General features: G+C 40.2%; 24 protein-coding genes. 7 read left to right on the top strand and 17 right to left on the bottom strand.

The features are described 5' to 3' along the window. Positions 1–9: 9 nt before the first annotated feature. The 8 genes from era to rpoE all read right to left on the bottom strand — a co-directional run bounded on the left by era (position 10) and on the right by rpoE (position 7233). A complete protein-coding gene (gene era / locus ACOB82_RS05575; RefSeq protein ID WP_448211956.1) occupies positions 10–921 on the bottom strand; it encodes a GTPase Era in 912 nt (303 codons plus the stop codon). Next, the gene (rnc, locus tag ACOB82_RS05570) at positions 908–1603 is read right to left on the bottom strand and encodes a ribonuclease III (protein WP_448211955.1); all 696 of its coding nucleotides are present in this window, start codon (positions 1601–1603) and stop codon (positions 908–910) included. Before rnc ends, era begins: the two co-directional genes overlap by 14 nt. Then, entirely contained in the window at positions 1603–2535 is a 933-nt protein-coding gene (gene lepB, locus ACOB82_RS05565; RefSeq protein WP_448211954.1) for a signal peptidase I, read from the bottom strand. Before lepB ends, rnc begins: the two co-directional genes overlap by 1 nt. A gap of 49 nt (positions 2536–2584) precedes the next feature. Next, entirely contained in the window at positions 2585–4375 is a 1791-nt protein-coding gene (gene lepA / locus ACOB82_RS05560) for a translation elongation factor 4 (protein ID WP_448211953.1), read from the bottom strand. A 207-nt stretch (positions 4376–4582) separates the two neighbouring features. Further along, complete coding sequence (locus tag ACOB82_RS05555) at positions 4583–5044, bottom strand: SoxR reducing system RseC family protein (protein ID WP_448211952.1); 462 nt, start codon at positions 5042–5044, stop codon at positions 4583–4585. 14 nt (positions 5045–5058) lie between these two features. Next, positions 5059–6018: a MucB/RseB C-terminal domain-containing protein gene (locus ACOB82_RS05550; RefSeq protein ID WP_448211951.1), complete on the bottom strand. Its 960-nt coding sequence runs from the start codon at positions 6016–6018 to the stop codon at positions 5059–5061. Then, positions 6015–6638 (bottom strand): sigma-E factor negative regulatory protein, encoded by a 624-nt coding sequence (locus ACOB82_RS05545; RefSeq protein ID WP_448211950.1) that lies wholly within the window; start codon positions 6636–6638, stop codon positions 6015–6017. The genes ACOB82_RS05550 and ACOB82_RS05545 overlap by 4 nt, the downstream gene beginning before the upstream one ends. A gap of 16 nt (positions 6639–6654) precedes the next feature. Then, positions 6655–7233, bottom strand: coding sequence for an RNA polymerase sigma factor RpoE (gene rpoE / locus ACOB82_RS05540; RefSeq protein WP_448211949.1), 579 nt, complete (start codon positions 7231–7233; stop codon positions 6655–6657). Positions 7234–7501: 268 nt separating this feature from the next. Here rpoE and nadB point away from each other — a divergent pair, with 268 nt between their 5' ends. Further along, the gene (gene nadB, locus ACOB82_RS05535) at positions 7502–9100 is read left to right on the top strand and encodes an L-aspartate oxidase (RefSeq protein WP_448211948.1); all 1599 of its coding nucleotides are present in this window, start codon (positions 7502–7504) and stop codon (positions 9098–9100) included. 33 nt (positions 9101–9133) lie between these two features. Here nadB and ACOB82_RS05530 read toward each other — a convergent pair whose 3' ends face one another. Beyond that, positions 9134–9589, bottom strand: coding sequence for a hypothetical protein (locus ACOB82_RS05530; RefSeq protein ID WP_448211947.1), 456 nt, complete (start codon positions 9587–9589; stop codon positions 9134–9136). Then, on the bottom strand, positions 9555–9806 hold the full coding sequence (locus tag ACOB82_RS05525; RefSeq protein WP_448211946.1) for an FAD assembly factor SdhE: 252 nt from the start codon (positions 9804–9806) through the stop codon (positions 9555–9557). The genes ACOB82_RS05530 and ACOB82_RS05525 overlap by 35 nt, the downstream gene beginning before the upstream one ends. A gap of 135 nt (positions 9807–9941) precedes the next feature. On the opposite strand from ACOB82_RS05525, the gene ygfZ reads away from it, so the two are divergent. The 3 genes from ygfZ to ACOB82_RS05510 all read left to right on the top strand — a co-directional run bounded on the left by ygfZ (position 9942) and on the right by ACOB82_RS05510 (position 12361). Further along, a complete protein-coding gene (ygfZ, locus tag ACOB82_RS05520) occupies positions 9942–10910 on the top strand; it encodes a tRNA-modifying protein YgfZ (RefSeq protein ID WP_448211945.1) in 969 nt (322 codons plus the stop codon). A gap of 38 nt (positions 10911–10948) precedes the next feature. Next, the gene (locus ACOB82_RS05515; RefSeq protein ID WP_448211944.1) at positions 10949–11437 is read left to right on the top strand and encodes an FKBP-type peptidyl-prolyl cis-trans isomerase; all 489 of its coding nucleotides are present in this window, start codon (positions 10949–10951) and stop codon (positions 11435–11437) included. A gap of 300 nt (positions 11438–11737) precedes the next feature. Further along, entirely contained in the window at positions 11738–12361 is a 624-nt protein-coding gene (locus tag ACOB82_RS05510) for a penicillin-binding transpeptidase domain-containing protein (RefSeq protein ID WP_448212103.1), read from the top strand. 334 nt (positions 12362–12695) lie between these two features. On the opposite strand, the gene ACOB82_RS05505 is transcribed toward ACOB82_RS05510, so the two are convergent. The 6 genes from ACOB82_RS05505 to ACOB82_RS05480 all read right to left on the bottom strand — a co-directional run bounded on the left by ACOB82_RS05505 (position 12696) and on the right by ACOB82_RS05480 (position 20152). Further along, positions 12696–12974, bottom strand: a complete 279-nt coding sequence (locus ACOB82_RS05505) for a hypothetical protein (RefSeq protein ID WP_448211943.1) — start codon at positions 12972–12974, stop codon at positions 12696–12698. Between the two features lie 172 nt (positions 12975–13146). Further along, complete coding sequence (locus tag ACOB82_RS05500; RefSeq protein ID WP_448211942.1) at positions 13147–14325, bottom strand: energy transducer TonB; 1179 nt, start codon at positions 14323–14325, stop codon at positions 13147–13149. A gap of 128 nt (positions 14326–14453) precedes the next feature. Further along, on the bottom strand, positions 14454–16013 hold the full coding sequence (lysS, locus tag ACOB82_RS05495) for a lysine--tRNA ligase (protein WP_448211941.1): 1560 nt from the start codon (positions 16011–16013) through the stop codon (positions 14454–14456). Between the two features lie 205 nt (positions 16014–16218). Further along, positions 16219–17317, bottom strand: a protein-coding gene (prfB, locus tag ACOB82_RS05490) for a peptide chain release factor 2 (protein ID WP_448211940.1) whose coding sequence is annotated in 2 segments (ribosomal slippage) — positions 16219–17241 and positions 17243–17317 — 1098 coding nt in all. Because the reading frame shifts where the segments join, the coding sequence is not laid out codon by codon here. Between the two features lie 116 nt (positions 17318–17433). After that, positions 17434–19191 (bottom strand): single-stranded-DNA-specific exonuclease RecJ, encoded by a 1758-nt coding sequence (gene recJ / locus ACOB82_RS05485; RefSeq protein ID WP_448211939.1) that lies wholly within the window; start codon positions 19189–19191, stop codon positions 17434–17436. A gap of 181 nt (positions 19192–19372) precedes the next feature. After that, complete coding sequence (locus ACOB82_RS05480) at positions 19373–20152, bottom strand: thioredoxin fold domain-containing protein (RefSeq protein ID WP_448211938.1); 780 nt, start codon at positions 20150–20152, stop codon at positions 19373–19375. A gap of 180 nt (positions 20153–20332) precedes the next feature. On the opposite strand from ACOB82_RS05480, the gene fldB reads away from it, so the two are divergent. The 3 genes from fldB to ACOB82_RS05465 all read left to right on the top strand — a co-directional run bounded on the left by fldB (position 20333) and on the right by ACOB82_RS05465 (position 23033). After that, entirely contained in the window at positions 20333–20875 is a 543-nt protein-coding gene (gene fldB, locus ACOB82_RS05475) for a flavodoxin FldB (RefSeq protein WP_448211937.1), read from the top strand. Positions 20876–21060: 185 nt separating this feature from the next. Next, complete coding sequence (srmB, locus tag ACOB82_RS05470) at positions 21061–22308, top strand: ATP-dependent RNA helicase SrmB (protein WP_448211936.1); 1248 nt, start codon at positions 21061–21063, stop codon at positions 22306–22308. Positions 22309–22802: 494 nt separating this feature from the next. Next, on the top strand, positions 22803–23033 hold the full coding sequence (locus ACOB82_RS05465) for a hypothetical protein (protein ID WP_448211935.1): 231 nt from the start codon (positions 22803–22805) through the stop codon (positions 23031–23033). A 119-nt stretch (positions 23034–23152) separates the two neighbouring features. On the opposite strand, the gene ACOB82_RS05460 is transcribed toward ACOB82_RS05465, so the two are convergent. Further along, a complete protein-coding gene (locus tag ACOB82_RS05460) occupies positions 23153–24781 on the bottom strand; it encodes a methyl-accepting chemotaxis protein (RefSeq protein ID WP_448211934.1) in 1629 nt (542 codons plus the stop codon). Between the last annotated feature and the right edge of the window lie 249 nt (positions 24782–25030).

Below are 25030 nucleotides of genomic sequence, written 5' to 3'. Positions count from 1 at the left end.
AGCAAATGCTTAACCTGAGTAATCATCACCATAGCCTAAGCTACGTAATGCTCTTTCATCATCAGCCCAACCGGCTTTAACTTTGACCCAAGTTTCCAGAAACACTTGTTGGCCAAATAATGCCTGCATATCACGGCGTGCTTCCTGGCCAATTGTTTTAAGCTTCTCGCCTTTGTTACCAATAACCATACGTTTTTGACTGCTACGTTCAACCAGTACCAGTGCGTTAATATGTAATATGCCCTTTTCATCTTGTTTAAATTGTTCTATTTCAACCGTAGTTGAATAAGGCAATTCATCACCAGTAAAACGCATTAACTTTTCGCGGATAATTTCAGACGCCATAAATCGGCTTGATCTATCGGTAATATAATCTTCTGGGAACCAAAAATCGCTTTCAGGTAATGCTGCTAGACATAACGCCTTAATTTTATCGACGTTATCACCTTTAGTCGCCGAAATTGGAATAATTTCCTGAAAAGTATGCATTGCCCCTAATTTTTCCAAATGTGGCAATAACTCTTCTTTTGACTGAACGTTATCAACTTTATTGATCGCCAATACGCACGGCACGCCACTTTGTTTGATTTTGGTTAATACCATTTCATCATCAGCTGTCCAGTGAGTACCTTCCACTAAAAAGACAATTAATTCCACTTCTGATATTGAGCTACTGGCGGCGCGATTCATTAAGCGGTTGATCGCTTTTTTCTCATCGCTATGCAAACCAGGAGTATCAACTAAAACAGCCTGACAGTTATCTTCAGTCAAAATACCTAAAATACGGTGTCGCGTAGTTTGTGGCTTACGTGAAGTAATACTAATTTTTTGACCTAGTAAAGCATTTAACAGCGTTGACTTACCAACATTAGGTCGGCCAACTAAGGCCACTAAGCCACAATGCGGATTATTTTTGCTCATCTGAAATTATCTCCAATACCCGCTCTGCCGCAGCTTGTTCAGCTTTACGTCGACTAGTCCCTTTAGTAACGATTTCATCTGTGGTGATATCAGTCGTGCACTTAATGGTAAATTCTTGATTATGTGACTGACCTTTTATGTCTATCACTTCATAATTAGGCAAGGCTATTTTTCTAGCCTGTAAATACTCTTGTAATCGAGTTTTAGGATCTTTTTGCGCAATACCCGGTTTCATTTGGGCTAGACGCGGTTTAAACCATTTTAAAATGAGCTCTTTGCATACAGACATATCGGCATCTAAATAGATGGCACCAATAATCGCCTCAACAGCATCTTCTAAAATGGAATCACGACGATGTCCGCCACTTTTCTTTTCACCTGGACCAAGAATAAGGTGCTCACCTAATTTAAAGTCCCGCGCCATTTCAGCTAGGGTTACCCCACGCACTAAACTTGAGCGCATTCGGGTAAGATCGCCCTCGCTTTCTTTAGGGAATTGCCCATAAAGCTGTTCGGCAATGACAAAGCCTAGAATTGAATCACCCAAAAACTCTAGACGCTCATTATGCATACCCTTGGCACTGCGGTGGGTTAACGCTTGTAGTAATAATTGCGAATTCTTAAACTGATAGCCTAAGCGCTGACTCAATCGCGCTAAGGCTTCAGGCGTATTTCTGATCACTACTCAATACCACCAATGCGCGAGAATCTTACTGAAGTTGGCACCCAGCTTGGCATCCACTCAGGCATCCAGCTGTTTTCATCACGCTCAAAGCCAAAACTCATCCAAATAGCTACGGCTTCACCCACTAGGTTTTCTTCTGGCACAAAGCCCCAGAATCGACCATCAAGGCTATTATCACGATTGTCACCCATCACAAAATAATGACCTTGAGGGACAACAAACTCATCACGCTGCGTACCCGGCTGATTAAAATAATGGTTAGTACGTGGCAAGATATTGTCATTCACCAGAATTTGATGGGTTTTGTTTGGCATTTTTGAGGTATATCGACTTAGCTCAAAATCACCATCTAGGTATTCACCTTTCGCTTCAAACTCTTGAATAACTTGTTCAAATTCAGGACATACGTCGTCAGTTGGCTGACAAGCAGGCTTAATGTAAAGCGACTTATTACGATAAATCACCCGATCGCCTGGTAAACCGATAACGCGTTTAATATAGTCAATGGTCGGTTCCACAGGGTATTTAAACACCACCACATCACCACGCTCGGGCAAGCCAATATCAACAAACTTATTGCGCGCTACAGGATCTTTTAAACCGTAGTTGAATTTATTCACCAGAATAAAGTCACCATCAAGCAAAGTCGGCATCATTGAGCCTGATGGAATTTGAAATGGTTCATATAAAAATGAACGTAAGATCAGTACAAACGCAATAACTGGAAACACTTGAACGGCTGTATCAACAACCGCAGAAGGCTCTGTAATTTCAGCTTTGGCTTTATCCGTTAAACTTTCACCACTTTCCGCTATTGCATCAGCTAACTTTAAACGGCGTTGCGGGGCTAAATAAAATTTATCTGCTACCCAAACAATACCGGTTAAAACCGTAATAATAACCAGAAATAAAGAAAAATAAACCGCCATGTAAATCCTAATTTTTTAATGCTAACTTTCTAATGTTAGCTTTCTAATGTTAGTTTTCTAACTTAAGTACAGCTAAGAACGCTTCTTGAGGCACTTCAACATTACCTACTTGCTTCATGCGTTTCTTACCTTCTTTTTGCTTCTGCAATAATTTCTTCTTACGAGATACATCACCACCATAACACTTGGCTGTTACGTTTTTACGTAATTGTTTAACCGTAGTACGGGCGATAATGTTATTACCGATTGCTGCTTGAATGGCTATATCAAACATTTGACGGTGAATAAGCTCACGCAATTTCTCCACTAACATACGACCTCGGGAAACTGAGTTCGAGCGATGAGTGATCATGGCCAAGGCATCAACTCTGTCACCATTGATCATCACATCCGCTCTTACCATATCAGAAGCTTGGAAACGAACAAAATGGTAATCTAACGACGCATAACCGCGACTGGTTGATTTTAGTTTATCGAAGAAGTCCATTACCACTTCTGCCATTGGCAATTCGTAAGTAACAGCAACTTGCTTACCGTGATAAATAATATCTTTTTGAATACCACGTTTTTCGATACACAAGGTAATCACATTCCCTAAGTGTTCTTGTGGTACTAAAATATTCGCCTGAACAATTGGTTCACGAATTTCTGAAATTTCATTAATTGGTGGTAAGTCACTAGGGTTATCAATCGACAAAACGTTACCTTTTGTCGTTAATACTTCGTAGTTTACTGTTGGCGCTGTGGTAATAAGATCTAGATCATATTCACGCGCTAAGCGCTCTTGAATAATTTCCATGTGCAACATACCAAGGAAACCAACACGGAAACCAAAGCCTAGTGCTGAAGAGTTTTCTGGCTCAAAAAATAACGACGCATCATTTAAGCTGAGCTTATTTAATGCATCCCTAAAGCTTTCATAATCATCAGAGCTAATTGGGAAAATACCCGCATAAACTTGCGGCTGTGCTTTCTTAAAGCCAGCTAGCGGTTTTTCAGCTTCTTTTTTCGCAATGGTAATAGTATCACCTACTGGTGCACCGTGAATTTCTTTAATACCAGCAATAATGAAACCTACTTCACCAGTTCTTAAAATATTGGTTTCTTTCTGCTTCGGCGTAAAAATACCTACTTTATCAATAAGGTGAGTTTGGCCAGTCGACATAACCACCATCTTATCGCCTTTATTCACTTCACCGTTCATTACGCGAACAAGTGACACTACGCCTTGATAGTTATCAAACCATGAGTCAATAATCAGGGCTTGTAAGTTGGCATCAGGATCGCCTTTTGGCGGTGGAATATTTTCAACGATACATTCAAGTACATCTTCAATACCTAAACCGGTTTTCGCTGAACACGCCACAGCACCTGTTGCATCAATACCAATAATATCTTCAATTTCTTCACAAACGCGCTCAGGATCGGCTTGTGGTAAGTCAATTTTATTTAAAATAGGTAAAACTTCTAAGTCCATTTCAATGGCGGTATAACAGTTTGCTACCGTTTGCGCTTCCACACCTTGGCCAGCATCTACCACTAATAGTGCACCTTCACACGATGCTAATGAACGAGACACTTCATATGAAAAGTCAACATGACCAGGAGTATCAATGAAGTTTAACTGGTAAATTTCGCCATCTTTGGCTTTATAGTCCAAGGTAACGCTTTGCGCTTTAATGGTAATACCACGCTCACGCTCTAAATCCATGGAGTCCAAAACTTGCGCTTCCATTTCACGATCAGATAAGCCGCCACAATGTTGAATCAAACGATCAGATAACGTTGATTTACCATGGTCAATGTGGGCAATAATGGAAAAATTTCGGATATGTTTCATAAACTGGATTGTTAAAAGTTGAGTCAAATTTTGGAATGGCGAGATTTTAGCTAATTTAGGCGCGCTCGGCTATATTTACTTGTTAAATATCCGTACTTACGCTTAGTTTTATCAACACTTCAAAACAACTAGTACAAATCGACTAGTACAAATCTGGCAATACTAAATATCTCTAGAGAAATGTTAAGCTAAGCTTGGGACGGTAAGTTAATCAATTAAATGACTATCAATAAGAAGATGTTTAATTGTCGGCAATAGCATTTGTTGGCGAGGGCTAGTATTAACTTGATGTCGAGACATTAGAAAACCAATTACCCCGCCAGATAATGCCATGATCATTGCTGGCCATTCATGAGAGAAAAACTGTGTAGACGTTAGGTATTGACCTAAACTGGCTCCTAGCATCAAGCCAATTATCGGCCATAAATAAACTCGCCATGCCACCGACAACAACTGCTGTTCAGGAATGCTTATGATGACGTTATCACCAATATTAAACGTTTCTGATGTTTCAATCTCAAGAGTCAATTTAGGCTGTGGAAATGCTTTTGCTACCTGACCGCTGCCACAGTTATCCACCTGCTGGCATTGACTGCAGCTCGATTTCACTCGGCTTTGCACAATCACGCTGCCTTGGTTTATCGCGATAACTTGAGCTTGTTCATCCATAGTAAACCTAACGCCTATCTAACGCCTGACACTGAGAAACTAACAGAGTCGGCAATAGCTTTTGCGGTATTCGACGGTATTTTTCCAACCACACTGATTTCAAAGCCATTAACCACTTGATTGAGCACAACAGTAGCACCGTCCATCACAAACTCAACTGGTCGTTGCTTTTCATTGCTGCCATTAACATACACAGAAATATCGACTAAACCGTCATTAAATAACATCGACTCAACTGGCTGTTTGGTATGGACAATACGATGACGAATGGCCTGTACTCGTTCAAAACCAGCTGGCAACCAATTCACCTGCCAAGAAAAGTCTTGCAGATCCATATTGGGCACATGCACAACTTGCGGTAACTCTGCATCAGACAGCTGCTTTAAACTTTCAGATGGTTGCTCGGTAATATCTAAGTGAGTAAATTGAATTTGCTCTAATAACTGGCCGGTTCTGGTAATTAGCGCTAGCTTTAATGGCAAGCCAGATTCCATGTCTAACCAAAGCCAATGACCAAAGCGGTGACCATCACGAGATACAATTCGAATTAATTGCGCCGACTTACCTAAAATTCGACTACGCCCAACCGAAATAAACTCATAATTATCTAATAATGAAGTCACATCTTGACTAAAAATTGCAGGGATTGGACCACTAATTTGATTAGCATTTACTGAATATGGCGGTAATTCAGGCTCAATATAACTAACGATATTGCCTTTGCGCAGCACGTCACGTCTTGGCCCGTTAAGTAGAGACAATATTTCTAATGAGACATTATCCTGGTCAATACCATGAAACCAGTGATAAGGCTCTGCCTGATTATTTTTTACAACAACAAAAGAAGTATTAAAATTTAGGGTATTTAAGGACTGGGATAAACGCTTGAGCCAAGACTCCGCTTGCTCACTTTCCACTGCTACTGCTGAAAAGCTGGCACTTAACAGCAATAGCAAACTACTAATTAATTTCATTTAAACTTGTCTTCAGCCTTTTCGGTTGTTGCATCATTCTCGTTGGTTGGCACTTGGGAATCAACATCTGTTTTAGCAACCGAACTTAATTTAACCTGCTGATTATGATCAGCTAACAACGCTTGAAAACGACGTTGTTGCTCAATGTATGCTTGTTGTTGTGCGGCTCGGCTTGGCGTTTGATAATTTAAGCTTACCGGATCGGCAACACCTGCAAACGGTACGGTTTGAACTATCTGTTGACTTGGAATAACGCTATCGTTATCGGCAACATTTGAGGTTTGCACGCCTAAAATCATTAAGCCAGCAGCAGAAGCTGCAATTGCTACCTGTCCAAACGGCTTAGCAAATTGTACCACTTTACCTTTGACTGAATTCAATAAGTTGCTACGTTTTGGTGCCAGTACCGTCGGTTCATCAGCAATGGCTTGGGCAATTTGCTCAGATAGGTCTAACTGAATAGCTTGTGGCACATCATCACGTAACACATCACCAATTAAGTGATAATTCTCCCAGCGCTGAGCTAAGTCTTGTTCATTAACAACACTTTCAAGTTTTTCGACGTCTTGGGGATTGTTGTCCATCAAGCCAGAGACGGTTTCAAACTTATTTTCAATCATAAAAATACCTTTCTTTTTAGCGCTGAATTAATGGGTTAATTTTCTTATCAATGGCATCACGTGCTCTAAAAATTCTTGAGCGAACCGTACCAACAGGACAGTCCATAATCGTGGCAATTTCTTCGTAGCTTAACCCTTCAATTTCCCTGAAATTAATTGCTAAACGTAATTCTTCGGGTAATTGTTCCATTGTTTCAAAAACAATTCGTTTAATTTCATCTGTTAGTAGCATACGTTCTGGAGAAGCATTTTCTCTCAGTGCATCACCACCTTCATAAAACTCTGCATCTTCAACTTCTACATCACTACTTGGGGGCTTTCTTCCGCTGGCAACCATATGATTTTTCGCACAGTTTACCGCAATTCGGTAAAGCCAAGTATAAAACGCACTTTCACCTCTAAAGTTAGGTAGTGCGCGATACGCTTTGATAAATGCTTCTTGTACAATGTCAGGCACATCAGCTTGGTTTTTAACGTAACGTCCCACCAAGCTGGAAACTTTATGTTGGTATTTTTTTACCAACAAGTCAAAAGCTCCTTTGTCTCCTCGTTGTACTCTCTCGACCAATTCCTGGTCGATTACCTGTTCGCTCATGTGAGCCATATCTCCTAAAAAACTACTTCTACAAACATTTGGCTCAAAACAAACGCAACTGTTATGACTTTAAAGATCAAATAAAGTTCGAAAAAATATGAAAAAAAATGTCAATTAATGGAATAACACACAGTTATGACTATTCCCAACAGATTTAACACGTTAAAATTCAGACTTCTTTAGATTAACTGAATCTTGCTATTTTTACACGTATTTAGGCGTTAACTGGCAAAGAATATCAATATAACTGAGTACATTAGGAACCCTCATGAGCAAACAACACAATTGTGACGTTTTAATTGTTGGCAGCGGCGCAGCAGGTTTAACCTTGGCGTTGCATCTGGCAAAACACGCCGATGTCATTGTGCTCAGCAAAGGACCAATTAATGAAGGCTCAACCTTTTATGCCCAAGGCGGTATTGCCGCTGTATTTGATGAAAACGACAGCATAGCCTCTCATGTCGAAGACACCTTAATTGCCGGTGCAGGGCTTTGTGAACAAGGTGTTGTGCAGTTTACCGCTGAAAATGCCAAAGCCTGCCTAGAATGGTTAATTGAGCAAGGGGTTAACTTTGACCAAGAAGCAGACAACAATGGCGAAGCTAAATATCATTTAACCCGTGAAGGTGGCCATAGTCATCGCCGTATATTGCACGCAGCGGATGCAACCGGTCAGGCCGTACAAGAAACCTTAGTTTCAAAAATTAAGCAGCATAATCGTATTCGTATATTTGAACGCTACAACGCCATTGATTTAATCAATCAAACGAATGAAGCTGGAGCGAATGAATGTATCGGTGCTTATATCTGGAACCGCAACAGTGAAAAAGTAGAAGCGATTCACGCCAGAAAGACCATTTTAGCCACCGGTGGCGCCAGTAAAGTTTATCAATATACTTCAAATCCTGATGTTGCCAGTGGTGACGGTATTGCCATGGCATGGCGTGCCGGCTGTCGAGTCGCAAATATGGAGTTTAATCAATTCCACCCAACTTGCCTGTTTCATCCAAATGCGGGCACCTTCTTGATCACTGAAGCACTGCGTGGTGAAGGCGCCATACTTCGTCGACCAAATGGCAGCCGCTTTATGCCCGAGTTTGATGAGCGAGCTGAACTTGCACCGCGCGATATTGTAGCTCGCGCTATCGATTTTGAAATGAAGCGTTTAGGCGCCGACTGCATGTACCTAGATATCAGTCATAAGCCTGCTGATTTTATCAAACAACATTTTCCAACAATCTATCAAAAAACCTTATCGCTTGGCATCGACATGACCCAAGAACCAATTCCTGTGGTACCTGCAGCCCATTATACCTGTGGCGGGGTTATGATAGATAAACGCGGCAGGACGGATGTTGAAAACCTCTATGCCATTGGCGAAGTTGCTTACACAGGTCTGCACGGCGCAAACCGCATGGCCAGTAATTCATTACTGGAATGTTTAGTGTTCGCAAGAGCAGCAGCACAAGATATTACTGAAACCTTAACCACCAATAAAAAGTACATCAAGTTACCTACTTGGGATGAAAGCCGAGTTACAGACTCAGACGAAGAAGTGGTTATTCAGCATAACTGGCATGAGCTTAGATTATTTATGTGGGACTACGTCGGTATTGTCCGTACCACTAAACGCTTAGAGCGAGCATTGCACCGCGTAGAATTACTACAACGTGAAATTGATGATTATTACCGCCATTTCCGCGTCAGTAATAACTTGCTTGAGTTACGTAATTTAGTTCAAGTAGCAGAGCTAATAATAAAATGTGCAATGCAGCGTAAAGAAAGCCGCGGCTTACATTACACGCTTGACTACCCTGAAACCCTTGAGCAATCTTCAAGTACCATTTTATCGCCTATGCAGCTTTAGCTAAAGGTAAGCTTAGTTAGTAAGTAGCTTGCGCTAACAAGCCCCTTTAACTAACAGGCTTAACGATGAAATCGCCTGCCTGTTAAGTTGGGTAATCGGGATAAATAAATATTGTTTTGCTGATGGAGAGTGAGTTGACCCTGAATGTTCAGTAGGTACTAAGGTCAACCAAAAACCAAGGAAACTTTGTCTACTTTGTGTGGTTAAACAATACGTTTGATTGGAGAAGCTTACTGTTTGTTCTGGCAAAGCTACTGTTAATTGCAGTTCACCTGCCATAAACAGCCAGTGGCGAAAGTAGTAAACGACAATAGCGCTTAACGCTACAAGTACCAAAATTGATTGCCAAAGTTCGCTGGCAGTTTCAACCACACTTACCAATGAATAAAACGCCACTATTAATAAACAAATTCCAAAGAATGCTCGGTTTATATTCAGTGGCGTATAACGAATATCACACTTTGACGCGGTTAAGAATGATTTGAACAATTTCGTTGAGTGCTTTGTCTTCACACGTTTCATGCCCCATAAACCAAGCAAATAGTTCAGGATCATCACATGTCAGTAACCGTTCAAACTCTATTTGTTGTTGTTCAGTTAAGTGTTCGTATGCCTCATCAACAAAAGGCATAAATAAAACATCTAATTCCAACATACCACGGCGACAAGCCCATTTTAAGCGCGCCTTATTTTTAGCTAATGACATATATTTTCCTAATGACTAAATCTAGGCATATTCTAACAATTTCACAAACAAATGCGCACTATTGACTTGATATTTTTAAAATTGCCTATACTTCTAAGGCATAACTAAACCGTACTAAATAAAGCCAAAAACACCATGACTACTGCGTTACCAGATATCTCTGAGCTTCCTGATGAGTTTACCCTTCGTTTAACAAGTTTTAGTGCAATTAGCCTTATCGGTGAGGAACAACAAAAGTACCTGCAAGGCCAAGTGACTTGTGATGTAAATGCGCAAACTGAGCACAACTTACAGCACGGCGCCCATTGTGATGCCAAAGGCAAAGTGTTATCGGTCTTTCGATTAATCCAACGACAAAATGCCTTATTATTACTTCAGCCAGCGGCAACCATTGGTCAATCATTAGCAGAACTTAAGAAGTTCGGCGTATTTGCCAAAGTAGAAATTAACCAAGCCAGTGATTTAACCTTTGCTTGTATTGTTGGAAAACAAAGTGCTCAGCAGCTAAAAAACGTTATTGGCGCATTACCTGATGAGCTCACTCCAGTTGTTCATAACGATACACTTTCAATCGCATACTTAGCCGGTGATATCTGCCGCTATTTAGTTATTGGCGACGTTACTAGCGTCGACAATTGTTTGGCAAAAATCACAGCGCCAAACCTTAATCCACTAATTTGGCAATTATTGGAAATCACCGAAGGCTTTCCGACACTTAGCGAGTCAGCCGTACAGCAATATGTACCACAAATGCTTAATCTAGATAAAATTCATGGCATTAGCTTTACCAAAGGCTGCTACTTAGGCCAAGAAACTGTCGCCCGCATGCAGTATCTAGGCAAAAACAAAAAGATGATGGCACTATTAATTGGTCAAAGCGATGTTGAATTACCTGAAGATTTAGCGCTTGAAAAGCAGCTAGGTGAAAATTGGCGCAGTGCTGGTGATGTGTTAAGTTATTATCAAGCAAGCAATGGCAAAGCTTACCTTCAAGCCGTTATCGCAAACGATTTAACGTCTGAAGATAATATACGAGTAAAAGGGTTAGAAAACGCATCACTTCGTATATCTCCGCTGCCATACATTAATCAACAAACTAATTAACATTCAAACTGATCTTCAAAATAACTACTAGGATTAATATGAAAATTTCAAATAACGTCGTGGTAAAACTTCACTATGCTGTATCTGACAGTGAAGGCACACTCATTGACAGCTCTTATGATCACCAGCCTTTAGCAATTATTCAAGGCACTGGCTATCTTATTCCTGGATTAGAAAAAGCATTAGAAGGCCGTGCGAAAGGTGATAGTTTTGAAGTCAACGTCGAAGCTGCAGAAGCCTATGGCGAACGTCACGACGGTTTTGTCCAATCAGTACCAAAAGCTATGTTTGAAGGCATAGAAGAACTTCATGTTGGCTCACAATTACGTGCGACCACTGACGAAGGTGAACAAACAGTTATTGTTATAGATGTTACCGACGATGAAATTACCGTTGATGGTAACCACCCATTAGCCGGCTTAGACTTACATTTTGAAGTAGAAATTTTAGATGTGCGAGCGGCTACCGAAGATGAATTAGCCCACGGCCATGTGCATGGCGAAGGTGGCTGTGGTCACGATCACTAATATTTTACTAGCTGAGTAAGGTTACGATAAAGCGCCGAATTGGCGCTTTTGACTTTTATAGACAATAAACGCTGGAAACCGACTAGTTAAGCGCTTATTTAACATTCACACTTAGTCCTTCAAGGAAGATAAATTGACCATTAACGCCCTTATATTAACTTTCTGTGTTGGCATGTTAACGCTAGTGAACATCAATGTGCAGGCAACCGAAAACGAATGCCACGCCAATTGCACTTTTGTTGTTAAAGCGGCCAGTACCAACCAGTACACTATTATTAATCAAGATCGCGCTAAGCGGCGATATACCCCCTATTCTACATTCAAAGTTGCCAATACCTTAATGCGATTGATAGTGGGGCGATTCAATCTCTTGAGCAACCACTGAGCTTCGATATTAACCAATATCCAGTACAAACTTGGTGGCCTGCAATTTGGTACCAAACCCCATTAACTATTCGACCAGCTTTTCAACATTCAGCAGTGCCAATATACCAACAACTCGCCGCGACAATTGGCAATCAAACTATGGCAAGTTACCTGACAAGTTTTAATTACGGCAATCAGGATATTAGCTCGGGAATTGATAATTTCTGGCTAAATGGCAGTTTAAGCATTTCAGCCGTCGAGCAAGTGAACTTTTTACAACGTTTATTTGAGCAGCAACTAGCGATTAAAGGACAAACACTAATGCTGTTTAAACAAGTAATGCTGGTTGAGTCTACCGACGAATATCAATTATTTGCCAAAACTGGCGGCGGACCACTTTCCAAAGATTCAGCCATTGGGTGGTATGTTGGCATGGTAAAAACTGCTGATAATAGTTATTACTTTGCATTAAATCTTGAGATGCCAACATTCAAGCAACTTCAGGCCAAGCGTATAGACATTGCCAAAGCCCAATTGAAAAAACTTGGCATTTTATAGCGAGGATCTGTTGTTCTTTGTTTGTATTTTCTGCAATACGCTATTTTTGATAATAGCAAAGCAGCGTGAGTGAAGTTTGGTTATTCCAAATGAGCGAATGCTAATGCCGCTAGTATTAAAAAATAGCGATTGCCCGAAGGACTGAGGCTAAAATGACGATACTCCTCGTTAAAAACTCATCGTTGAGTTCACTAAACTTCAGAGTTTTTGCCTTGATTACCGACATTTTATCACTCAGCACAAATTTTAAACAAAGTTCAACAGCCCCTAAGTATAACAACACATCGAAATGTGCTGCTATAAACAAATCGCTTTGGCAGCTTTTGTTATCACGCTACAAACGATCGATTTGTTGCTTTAATTGCTCGGCAGGATCCGTCACTATTTTTTCCAACACTTCAATTCTAGCTTTAAGCGCTAAAATTTCCTGATCTCTGGCTTCATAGCCATAACAACTAATTTCAGAATTTGACAGAGTCTGCCCCATTCCCCAATTGTGCCAATTCCCAGCACTGTCACTTAACCCTAAGGTAAATTTTTTATCTAAAAAAGCTAAAAATGCAATAGCAGAAACTATGGTAAATATTGTCATTGCAGTAGTTAGTAGTTCCATGATTAATCCCTCAATTTGTTTAGTTCACTGTTTAGCTCAGCTTTAAGCCAGCTTGAACTTAATGTTTATTCAATTGATTAGTCACAGAACTATTAAATTTATTACCAAATTTTTTAATTTATTTTCAGCTAAATTAAACGGCTAACTTAAACCACCCACTTAAATCACTGGCTTAATTAACTTCCAGCAACTCAAAACTTGCACCTTGTTCACCAAAAACATACAGGTTACAAGATTGCCAAGTGTCTGGAATTGTCCATTGCGATTGTTCGCTAAAAGTATATAAATGACGGGAGTTCTGACAACGCACATCCAAACGAGATAAGTTACCGTTAACATGGCTAAAACCAAAACTTGACCGTAATAGCCGATGTTGCCAAAAGCCACGTTCAGTTATTTTGCCATTGGTTACTAGTTGTTGATCGCTTTCAATAAATCGAATTAAAGACAGTTCTTGTTTGTGATAAACGGCATGATGTTCACTATTAACTGATAATAACTGTAGATACTTTGCTGCTTGCAGCGCTTTATTAATATCGCTTTCGCCAAGGTACAACATCAGCATAGCATGTAGTAAACCGTTCAGCTTTTTCTCTAATGGCATATCTCTTTGAATCGCAGGTATACGCTTACCTGCACTTTGCAGAGTTTCATTAGCTTTTTGCGTAGCTCGTTCAATTTTAACGCCTTCTTCAGTACTTAACTTGCCAAGTAATTTCAAATAGCGGCTGGCACCACTAAAACGAAAGGCATTCTCTAGACTCTCAAGTTGCAACTTACTATCACCAATAAATTGATAATATTCCGCTAACGTTGCATATAAAAAGTAACTTTCTGATTGACTATAAATTTCATAGTTACGCAGCACTTCTGCTTTATCTTTAGCCAAAGTTTGATCTTTTTGCGCAATCGCCTGCGTTAACTCTTGATAAACTTGATAAAATCGTCGCGTAACCCCTTTGCTTTTACGGTGCATTTTAAAGTCTAGCTGCACCGAATTCTCACACTGTTGAATAGGCTGACCATTGTCTAATGCCGGCTGATATTGCCATTGTTTAACCGCCTTAACCGCTTCCTTTTCAAAGCCTTTACGCCCAGAAGAGTCCTCTACAATAATATTACTGGTAGCGCCATCTGGCTCAACAATAAAGCTCAGTTGCACCCAACCATCATAGCCACGTCGAGCTTCTGTTGTAGGATATTTTGGGGGAACGCGCTCTGTCGGAATCGCGCCAACTATCGTGGAAATATGCTTAGATAATTCGGAGGTTTGATTGGTAACGGCGGCGACTGAACACGCAGAGTATATCAACGGGCACAAAAAGCTAGCAGCTAACAATGCATATCGCATGTGCAATTCCTTTGCAAAAAGTGAAACTTAACTTCACTAATTTAACATGCTATTTAGTTGATTTACATTTATTTTAATTGAAAAAAAAAGCACCCTAAGGTGCTTTTTCAATCAAGATTATTAAGCGCTTATTCTGCGATTGGACGCATATGCGGGAACAAAATAACATCTTTAATCGTTGGTGAATCGGTAAATAACATGACTAAACGATCAATACCAATACCTTCACCTGCAGTTGGCGGTAAACCAAACTCTAAAGCAGTAATGTAATCTTCATCGAAGTGCATAGCTTCATCATCACCAGCATCTTTTTCTTCCACTTGTTTACGGAAGCGCTCTGCTTGGTCTTCAGCGTCATTAAGCTCAGAGAAACCATTAGCTAATTCGCGACCACCAACAAAGAACTCAAAACGATCGGTAATAAATGGATTTTCATCATTACGACGTGCTAGTGGTGATACTTCCCACGGATACTCAGTGATAAACGTAGGTTGATCTAATTGATGCTCAGCTAATTCTTCAAAGATTTCGCAGATGTATTTACCTGGGCCCCATACTTTTGCGGCATCACCTTCTTTAACATGGGCTTTTTTCGCTAATGCTTTAATGGCATCAAAGTTATTTTCCGGATCGCGAAGTGCCGCTTCATCATCACTCGTCACCATGCCTTCAGGTGCATATTTTAAAATCGCATCCACCATAGATAAACGAGTAAACGGCTGACCAAAGTCATAGAATTTTTCTTCTACCACTTCACCGTCGGCGTTTTTCACGGTGTTGCGGATCATTGATGTACCCATTACATCTTCCGCAAGCGTGCGCAACATATCTTCGGTAAGATTCATTAAGTCATGGTAATCAGCGTACGCTTGGTAGAATTCAATCATAGTGAACTCTGGGTTATGACGTGTTGATAACCCTTCGTTACGGAAGTTACGGTTAATTTCAAACACTTTTTCAAAACCACCTACTACTAAACGCTTAAGGTAAAGCTCTGGCGCAATACGCATAAACATTTGCACGTCAAGGGCATTGTGATGCGTGACGAACGGCTTAGCTGTTGCGCCACCGGGAATGGTTTGCAACATTGGCGTTTCAACTTCCATAAAGTCACGTTCAGTTAAGAACTTGCGAATACCATCAACAATTTTTGAACGCACTTTAAAGGTGTTACGGGTATCTTCATTGATAATTAAATCAACATAACGTTGACGATACTTAGTTTCAGTATCTTGTAACCCGTGGAATTTTTCCGGCAATGGACGTAATGACTTAGTTAATAATTGGTACTCGTCCATATTAACGTACAAATCACCTTTGCCAGATTTGTGCAAGGTACCTGTAACACCAACAATATCACCAATATCTAAAACACCGCCCCAACGTGCTTTAATATCTTTTTGGACATTTTTATCAGCATAGGCCTGAATACGACCGCTCATATCTTGTAATACTAAGAACGGGCCACGCTTAGCCATTACACGACCAGCAATGCTGTATGGTTCAGTTTCAGCTTCAAGTGTTTCTTTATCTTTCTCGCCATGTGCAGCTTGTAAATCAGCTGCATAGTGTTTTCGATCAAACTTATTAGGATGGCCGTTAGCCGGACAGTTTTCTCGAATTTGCGCTAATTTGCCGCGACGTTCGGCAATCAATTTGTTTTCGTCTTGATTCACTTGATCTGTCATTTGATTTCTCAATGTTTACCTTACATAACCCTGAAAAATTCAGAGTAGCTAAAATTTAATCACGCTAATAATAACTACTAGCAATATTGAATTAACGCTAAGTTATCAGCATCAATTCAAGGAGAATACGCGCAGCATAGCAGCCTATGTGAGCATATTCGACGCAGAAGTTATGTTTGATAACAACGCGTTAAACAATATTTAATTACAAGCCTGATTTTAGTGAGGCTTCGATGAATTTATCCAAGTCACCATCTAAAACTGCTTGGGTATTACGATTTTCCACACCGGTACGTAAATCTTTAATTCGGCTGTCATCTAGCACGTATGAACGAATTTGACTGCCCCAACCAATATCAGATTTACCATCTTCCAATGCTTGTTTATTTTCATTTTGTTTCTGCATTTCCAGCTCAAAAAGTTTCGCTTTCAATAGCTTCATGGCCGTTGCTTTATTCTTGTGCTGGGAACGATCATTTTGACACTGTACTACCGCGCCTGTTGGAATATGGGTAATACGAATCGCTGAGTCGGTGGTGTTAACGTGTTGTCCTCCAGCACCCGATGAGCGATAGGTATCAATACGTAAATCCGCCGGATTAATGTCAATTTCAATATTATCGTCAATTTCTGGATAAACAAATGCTGAAGCAAATGAGGTATGACGGCGACCACTGGAATCAAACGGTGATTTACGTACTAAGCGATGAACGCCGGTTTCTGTGCGTAACCAGCCATAAGCATATTCACCGCTATAGCGAATGGTGCAGCCTTTAATACCAGCAACATCACCATCGGTGACTTCTAGTACTTCGGTTTTAAAGCCGTGCGCTTCACCCCAGCGTAAATACATGCGCATCAGCATTTCTGCCCAATCTTGCGCTTCAGTACCACCAGAGCCTGACTGAATATCTAAGTAACAGTCATTGCTATCTTGCTCGCCGGAAAACATCCGACGAAATTCTAATTTTTCTAATAATTCAACCAAGTCATTGGCTTCTGTTTCAGCTTCATTGAAGGTATCTTCATCTTCCGCCTCAATTGCCAACTCAACTAAGCCTTCAATGTCTTCACAGCCAGATTCTAATGTTTGAATGGTTTCTACTACAGCTTCTAATGCGGAACGTTCTCTGCCAAGCGCTTGCGCGCGCTCAGGCTCATTCCAAATTTCTGGTAACTCTAATTCTCGGCTAACTTCAATTAATCGATCTGCTTTGACATCGTAGTCAAAGGTACCCCCGAAGCGCGGTAGCACGTGTTTTAATGTCTTTAATTTTGTTTAAAACCGGATTAACTTCAAACATTGATCTTACAAACTCTTCTATTAAACGAGAAAATTGAGATAGCCTACAGAAAGTGCGGCATTGTAACTTAATTACTAGGCTAAATAAACGGCGAAAATCAGCTATTTCATCAATCGTTAATGGTTATTATTTAGCGCCGATAGATGTTCAACCATCAGTTGAATATTTTGCTTACCTCTAAATTCATTAATATCTAATTTATAAGCTAAATGTACTTGTTTTGCTGTCGCATTTGGCCATTGTTTGATGTCGACATTAAAGGCAATGGCATCAAAGGCTACACCATTTTTTTGCACCACTAGCTTTAAATGTTTTTCACCAACAATCCGCTGTTGCAAAAGCTCAAACCTATCGTCGAATAATGGCTCTGGAAATTGCTGCCCCCAAGGGCCACTTTCTTGCAGCAGTTGCGCAAATTCAATAGTCATCAAAGCGCTATCAAGTTCACCATCCGATAATATAACGCCAGTTAATTGCTCTTTTGACAGCCACTTTTGTGCATAGCCCTGAAACAGTTCATTAAAGGTGTTGAAATTCGACGCCTTAATGGTTAACCCTGCCGCCATCGCATGACCACCAAACTTTAAAATAATATCTGGGTGTTGGCTGTCGATATGTTCGAGTAAATCACGAATATGCAAACCAGGAATAGAGCGCGCTGAGCCTTTTATTTCCAGTTCACTGTCAGGCACTTTGCCATCAGTTTCGCCAGCAGCAAAAACAATACTTGGGCGATGAAATTTTTCTTTTAATCGACCAGCAACAATACCGATCACTCCTTGATGCCAGTCTTGTTGATACAAAGCGATGGCATACGGTAAGTTGTCTTGTTGAAACTTTAGTGAAGTTAGTACTCGCTCTGCTTCAAATTGCATTCCTTGTTCAATTTCACGACGGGCCTTATTAAGTTCATCAAGCTCTGCTGCCATAGTTCTAGCGGTCATTAAATCATTGGCTAGCAAACAATTAATGCCATACGACATATCATCTAAGCGCCCTGCTGCATTTATTCGAGGCCCAAGCGCAAAACCAAAATCACTGGCAACAAGCTTTTGTTGATTACGCTTAGCAATTTCAATTAGCGCCTGAATGCCGGGACGAGTATGCCCTGCACGAATACGCTTTAACCCTTGTGAAACTAAAATACGATTATTAGCATCTAATGGCACAACATCAGCCACTGTGCCTAATGCCACTAGGTCAAGTAATTGGCCAAAATTTGGTTCTGGTATATGACGTGCGGTAAACCAACCTTGATCGCGTAATAGTTTGCGCATCGCCAACATAAAATAAAACGCAACCCCAACCCCAGCCAACGCTTTAGAAGGAAACTGACAATCATGCTGATTAGGATTAATAATGGCATCAGCTGGCGGTAATTTTTCGCCCGGTAAATGGTGATCGGTTACAATCACTTTTATTCCTAAAGCTTTGGCATGTTCAATCCCCGGAAAACAGCTAATGCCGTTATCAACGGTAATAATTAATTGTGTGCCCATACTGGCGGCAATATCAACAATTTCTGGGGTTAAGCCATAACCATATTCAAAGCGGTTCGGCACAATAAAATTATGATTGCTTGAACCTAACAAGGTAAGGGCTTCCATCATTAACGCAGTGCTAGTCGCGCCATCAGCGTCAAAATCGCCAACTATGGTAATGGTAAAGCCTTGTTTAATGGCATCAAATAACACTTCACAACCCTTATCTAAGCCGTAAAGTTGATTAACAGCATCCATTTGCTTAAGGGTTAACGCCAACTCATCTTCATGAGAAACCCCTCTTGCCGCTAAAATTTGTTTCACAACTGGGTGCAAATGTTGCGGTAAGTGATCATCCGCCACTGGCTCGCGTCTAAGAATTTGTTTTTGCATGTTATTTTTAATTGTGTTGTTTTAGCATCGTGTTTATAACGACACCAACTTATAGCTAGAGCAACTAAATGGCATCACTTAATTTTGCTGCCATAAAAAGTAGTCACATTAAGCTGACAATAAAAAGCCGCACTTAACTGCGGCTTTTTGAATTAAGCTTAACGTAAAAAATGAACGTTAGTTATAGCGTTTGTAAAATTTTAAGTAACTGTTCAGGATCACGATAACCTGAGAACATAAAGCCGTTGGCTAATATTACCGCTGGCGTACCGGTTACCCCTACTTGACGACCAAAGTCAAAATTTTCAGCGACTGGCTTATCACAAATTCGGCGCGGAATACTTGAACCTGATTTACCTCGATCCATGGCGTCATTTGGATTTTCACTACACCAAATAGAGCGTAAATCTTCAAAACCTTTACTAAAAGTACCCGGTGCTTGGTAAACTCCCGCACGAGGATAAGCTAAATAGCGCACGGTAATACCAAGGTCATTATACTCTTCCATATGACTGTGCATTTTACGGCAATAACCACAGGTAATATCGGTAAATACCGTTACGACATATTTCTCGTCTTTAGCAGGGTATACAATCATATCGTCTTCAAATTTTTTCATACCTTGAAGGCGCACATCAGCCAATGACTCTTCAGTTAAATTAGCGACGTTTTCACCTAATTGGTACAACTTACCTTGAATAAAGTATTTGCCGTCATAACTGCTATAAAACAAACCTTCTTCGGTTACTAACTCAGCTAGTCCAGGCATATTAGATTGCTTAGCCGAAAATACTTTTAATCCTAACGTGTTTTCAATCAAGCTTTTTAATTGTTTGGCATTAAAACCAGCCGAAGCAGGCTTTGCTATTGATGCAGGAACTTGAGTGCTGGTCTCAGCAAACGTAAAAGATGAACAAACAACAGCGGCAAGACACAAGGCCACAGAAAACAGTTTTTGCATGAAATAATTCCAGTTTAAAATTTAAAGGACAAAATAGTAGACCTGTTCGTGGCGAGTAAAATTACAGTTTTCATTGGAAAAATGCAAACCAATTACCGTTTATACTGGCGAATAATGCAACATTTCTGCTAAACTCGCGCCGGCTTTTCCCAGATGATGTTATTGGAGTACTTAAGATAAATGAAAATTGGCTTATTTTATGGCTCAACGACCTGTTATACCGAAATTGCCGCCGAGAAAATTCAGGCAACTATTCAGGCTACTGGTAACAATACCGGTTGTAACCTAGTTGAGCTCAATAATATTAAAGATGTATCACTGTCTTTAATCGCCGATTACGATTTACTAATATTAGGTATTTCTACCTGGGACTACGGCGAACTTCAGGAAGATTGGGAGTCGCATTGGCAAGAACTAGCTGGCATCGATTTTTCCAATAAAATTGTCGCGCTGTTTGGTATGGGTGATCAAATTGGTTACACCGAATGGTTTCAAGACGCGCTTGGCATGTTGCATGAAGTGGTTGAAGCGCAAGGCGGTCATGTCATTGGCTATTGGCCGAATCAAGGTTACGAATTTGAAGCGTCAAAAGCACTGACTGCCGATAAAAGTCAATTTGTTGGTTTAGCGCTTGATGAAGACAATCAATACAACCAATCTGACGAGCGCATCAGCCAATGGTGCCAACAAATACTAGCGGAAATTGACGAAATATTCGCTTAACGCATTACTTTAACAAGTAACTATAAAATTCTTATTAAATAGCCTTAGTTTATTATCTTTATATACGAGCTTAAGCCACTAACTTAATACATTGTTATTACATGGTTTTGTAATCAACTTTAGGCATTTAATCACTTTAACACTATAATCAGCACATCTTTTGTGCGCGAGTAACGAAAATACCCATGTTTGAGCAGTTTGATTTAGACCAAGAACTACTGGGCGGCATTCAAAAAGCCGGCTATAAAAAACCTACTTCTATCCAGCAATTAGTGATACCAGAAGCGATGGACGGTAAGGATATTCTTGCCTCGGCGCCAACTGGCACAGGAAAAACCGCCGCGTTTTTATTACCAGCAGCTCAACATTTATTAGACTACCCTCGCACTAAACCTGGCTTTCCACGAGTGTTAGTACTCACACCAACGCGCGAACTAGCGCTGCAAATTAGCGAGCAGTCCGCATTATTAACCTCGCATACCAATATTAAAACTGGCGTGATCACAGGTGGGGTCAATTACGGTAGCCACAAAGAAATTTTAACCGAAACCACCGATATTTTAATCGCGACACCTGGCCGTTTACTGGAATATATCGACAACGAACAATTTGATGCGCGCGATATTGAATTACTGATTTTAGATGAAGCCGATCGCATGTTAGATATGGGATTTTCTGAAAATATTAACCGCATTATTGGTGAAGCGCGCTGGCGTAAACAAACCATGTTGTTCTCTGCAACACTAGAAGGCGCTAGCGTTATCAGGTTCGCCAAAGAAGTGTTAAACGAGCCGGTTTATTTAGAGTCAAACCCATCACGTAAAGAAAAAGCAAAAATTCATCAGTGGCTACATTTAGCTGATGATAAACAACATAAGTTTCAATTGCTTGCCAACATATTAAAGCAAGAAGATGTTAAACGTACCGTAGTGTTTGCTAATAAACGTGAAACCGTACAGTTTTTGTCAGGCAAATTATTTGCTGAAGAAGTTCCATGTGCTTGGCTTGAAGGTAAAATGCCACAAGACAAGCGTAATAGCGCGGTTGATAGACTACGCAAAGGTGATGTTAATGTCTTAGTGGCTACTGATGTTGCTGCGCGTGGTATTGATATTGACGATATTACCCACGTTATAAATTTTGATATGCCACGTAAAGCCGATATTTACCTACATCGCATTGGCCGTACAGGCCGCGCGGGTAATAAAGGTACAGCAATATCGTTAGTTGAAGCTCACGATATGGCAGTGATTGGTAAAATTGAACGTTATTTAAATGAACGTTTACCACGTCGTGTTATTGAAGAATTAAAACCTAAATTTAAAGAAGCGCGTGTACCGCTGAAAAAGGCGAAAGTGAAAAAAACTAATGCGCAGAAAAAAGCAAAAGCGAAGAAAATTGCCAAAAGAACAGCAAAGAAAAAAGCCGATTAAGTGTTCTAATTTTTAAGACAAATAGTAAAGCCTGCTAGCCAGTTGATGGTTAGCAGGCTTTTTTATTGGGTTAATCATTTCGAGTTAAATTCAAGGCTCTGCATAACTTCCGTCATTCAGCATTTGATGCGGTGGCCGCAGCACGAAAGAGGGAAAAAATCGCTTGTTTCCCACTTTCAAGATTTCCGTCATTCCGCACCTGATGCGGAATCTACTTTATTTGAATCAAGCTGAAAACTAATGGAGATTCCTGCTTTCGCAGGAATGACGATGAAAATAGACAGTAACAATACAACGAGCTAAATTAATAAACTTCAACGAAGCATAAAGTCTGCTTAGCAAAACATTACTTCATATCTAGCTAAATAACATAGTCAAAATTATTAGAAATTAAAATATCCTAAAGCTTGGTAGAAAAGCGACCTATTGATCTGTAGTAAGTTGTAAGCGACGTATGAAATGACGCTGACTAACAGAGTAAAGGAAAATCTATTATGGAAAATAACCAGTCAAGTATGGCTAAGTTAAGCTTTTTTATTTCATTTTTAGTTGCATATTTGGGATCAAAAGGCATATTTTATTATTTCGCATTTGAGTACTCTTTATTTTATGACGCATTTAATATCCAAAAGCTGTTCATTGACCTAGGTGTTTTTGCCGGGTTATTTTTCCTAAGTGAATTTCTACTTAACCCTTTGATACCAAATAAAAATAAACCTGTGTAACAAATTAAAAACAAGCGATTAAAACGAATACCTGTTGGCGTTCACACTTGTTATACTTATTTGCAATCTACAGGTTACTTACTTTGCAATGAAATGATTAGTTAAGTCGCGGCAACATACTAACTCGTCTTAAATACTTCCACTTGCCCTTGTAATTTCGCTGCCAACTCCGCCAAATCTGCACTGGCAATTGCACTATTATTTGCATTACTTGCTACTACCGAAATACTGTCACTAAATTCATTAATATTTTGGCTAATTTCATTAGCTACAGTCGTTTGTTCCTCTGTTGCCACCGACACTTGCGTATTCATATCAGCTATTTCAACGACTGCTAACACAATATCATTTAATACTTTTGACGATTCTTCAGCATGTTCAACACTTTCACTGGATTTTTCTCGGGCACCGCCCATAGAATCGACCGCAATTTTCGCTGACTGTTGCAGCTTAGTAATCATCTCATTAATTTTGGTGGTGGAATCTTGCGTATTGTGGGCAAGTTGACGTACTTCATCAGCAACCACGGCAAAACCACGACCAGACTCTCCAGCACGCGCGGCTTCAATGGCGGCATTTAACGCAAGTAAATTCGTTTGCTCAGCAATACCTTGGATCATTAATACCACCTGATTAATTTCATTAGTTTGCTGATTAAGATCGTTAATCAAGTCGGTGTTACTATTGACCACATCGGCTAACTGGTTAATGCCAGTGATATTTTCCTGAATTTTTTGCTGACCTAATTCAGCACGATCATTAGCTTCGTTGGCTTTATCAGATGAACGCGTCGCATTGTTAGCCACTTCTTGAATGGCTGCGCTCATTTCTGTTACTGGCGTTGCTATCATCGTCGTTTGCTGCTCTTGTTCGGTGGCAGTATTAGCCACCTCGCTACTGATAACGTTCATTTCTTCCGCCGAAGCAGACAGCGTCGCCGTTACATCAGAGACATCTTTAACCAAGTTACTGAGCCTATCGACCATTTGATTAAAGCCTGATGCTGTTTGACCAATTTCATCATTGCTTCTTACCTCTGCCCTTAGTGTTAAGTTTGCCGTTTCCGCAATATTAACTATGGTGTTACGTAGGTTTTGTAGTGCGCCATGAATGGACTGATATACTAGCCAAGCAATTGCCACCATCGCCAGAATAACGATAGTCAACACCGTGACCAATGATGTTTCTGTAGTTTCGTATTGGGCGATTGATTGTTTTTTAAACTTGTCCGCCTCATCAAGTTGTAAATCAATTAATTCGGCAAGTGTTGTACCTAAAGGATCAAAAGTGGAGTAAAGTTCTTGGTTAAATGAGGTGCTGTCGATTGCTAAAAATTTGTTGTCGGCAATCAGTTGTTCATATTTTGTGATCAAAGCCAACACAGGCTTCATTTTGTTATTACTACTATTAACAAGCTGCTGCTCTTTCGGTGTTAATTGAGTTTGTAAATAGCGCTGCCACTGATTATCCGCTACTTGTTTAGCTTCTTTTATTGACGATAAAACTTCAGACTGTGTCACTAAGCCAGCACGGTATTTATGAAAATAATCAACAATATTTACCGCATAATTATCAGAAACCACTTTGATTTGTTTTAGCGGTACCACACGATCATCGTACAAGCTATTTATCCCCCCTACTAACCCTTTCATTATTGAAATGGAAATTAGTGTAGCGATCAAAAATACCACTAGCGGTGTCGTCGCCAGTATAATAAGTTTCATCTTAACGTTAAGCTTGCCGATCATTACCTATTCGCCTTTTACTGTTTGTTACAATTTACTACTCTTCAGTATTGCAAATGTTGTTTAATCCGCAAGTTGCAGCAAACACATAAGTTGTTAAAATTTCGTAAAAAAAGCCCGCTAGTGCGGTAATGCCGTTCACTTAAGGTGAGCGGCATTTCTTTTTATAGGGTACCGAGCGGGTCGTTTCTTCACACATCGAGGAAATATTCTTTGCCGCCGGGGCTCTAAGATAAGGCTTTCAGCCATACC

Source organism: Colwellia sp. MEBiC06753 (genome assembly GCF_053470325.1).
This window is presented reverse-complemented; position numbering and strand designations above follow the sequence as displayed.

Coding starts and splice junctions, on each gene's coding strand:
- nadB (WP_448211948.1), top strand. CDS start 7,502: ATGAGCAAACAACACAATTGTGACGTTTTAATTGTTGGCAGCGGCGCA.
- lepA (WP_448211953.1), bottom strand. CDS start 4,375: ATGAAACATATCCGAAATTTTTCCATTATTGCCCACATTGACCATGGT.
- fldB (WP_448211937.1), top strand. CDS start 20,333: ATGAAAATTGGCTTATTTTATGGCTCAACGACCTGTTATACCGAAATT.
- lysS (WP_448211941.1), bottom strand. CDS start 16,013: ATGACAGATCAAGTGAATCAAGACGAAAACAAATTGATTGCCGAACGT.
- ACOB82_RS05545 (WP_448211950.1), bottom strand. CDS start 6,638: ATGATTGAAAATAAGTTTGAAACCGTCTCTGGCTTGATGGACAACAAT.
- era (WP_448211956.1), bottom strand. CDS start 921: ATGAGCAAAAATAATCCGCATTGTGGCTTAGTGGCCTTAGTTGGCCGA.
- srmB (WP_448211936.1), top strand. CDS start 21,061: ATGTTTGAGCAGTTTGATTTAGACCAAGAACTACTGGGCGGCATTCAA.
- ygfZ (WP_448211945.1), top strand. CDS start 9,942: ATGACTACTGCGTTACCAGATATCTCTGAGCTTCCTGATGAGTTTACC.
- lepB (WP_448211954.1), bottom strand. CDS start 2,535: ATGGCGGTTTATTTTTCTTTATTTCTGGTTATTATTACGGTTTTAACC.
- recJ (WP_448211939.1), bottom strand. CDS start 19,191: ATGCAAAAACAAATTCTTAGACGCGAGCCAGTGGCGGATGATCACTTA.
- ACOB82_RS05480 (WP_448211938.1), bottom strand. CDS start 20,152: ATGCAAAAACTGTTTTCTGTGGCCTTGTGTCTTGCCGCTGTTGTTTGT.
- ACOB82_RS05525 (WP_448211946.1), bottom strand. CDS start 9,806: ATGTCATTAGCTAAAAATAAGGCGCGCTTAAAATGGGCTTGTCGCCGT.
- rpoE (WP_448211949.1), bottom strand. CDS start 7,233: ATGAGCGAACAGGTAATCGACCAGGAATTGGTCGAGAGAGTACAACGA.
- ACOB82_RS05460 (WP_448211934.1), bottom strand. CDS start 24,781: ATGATCGGCAAGCTTAACGTTAAGATGAAACTTATTATACTGGCGACG.
- ACOB82_RS05465 (WP_448211935.1), top strand. CDS start 22,803: ATGGAAAATAACCAGTCAAGTATGGCTAAGTTAAGCTTTTTTATTTCA.
- ACOB82_RS05550 (WP_448211951.1), bottom strand. CDS start 6,018: ATGAAATTAATTAGTAGTTTGCTATTGCTGTTAAGTGCCAGCTTTTCA.
- ACOB82_RS05555 (WP_448211952.1), bottom strand. CDS start 5,044: ATGGATGAACAAGCTCAAGTTATCGCGATAAACCAAGGCAGCGTGATT.
- ACOB82_RS05500 (WP_448211942.1), bottom strand. CDS start 14,325: ATGCGATATGCATTGTTAGCTGCTAGCTTTTTGTGCCCGTTGATATAC.
- ACOB82_RS05515 (WP_448211944.1), top strand. CDS start 10,949: ATGAAAATTTCAAATAACGTCGTGGTAAAACTTCACTATGCTGTATCT.
- ACOB82_RS05505 (WP_448211943.1), bottom strand. CDS start 12,974: ATGGAACTACTAACTACTGCAATGACAATATTTACCATAGTTTCTGCT.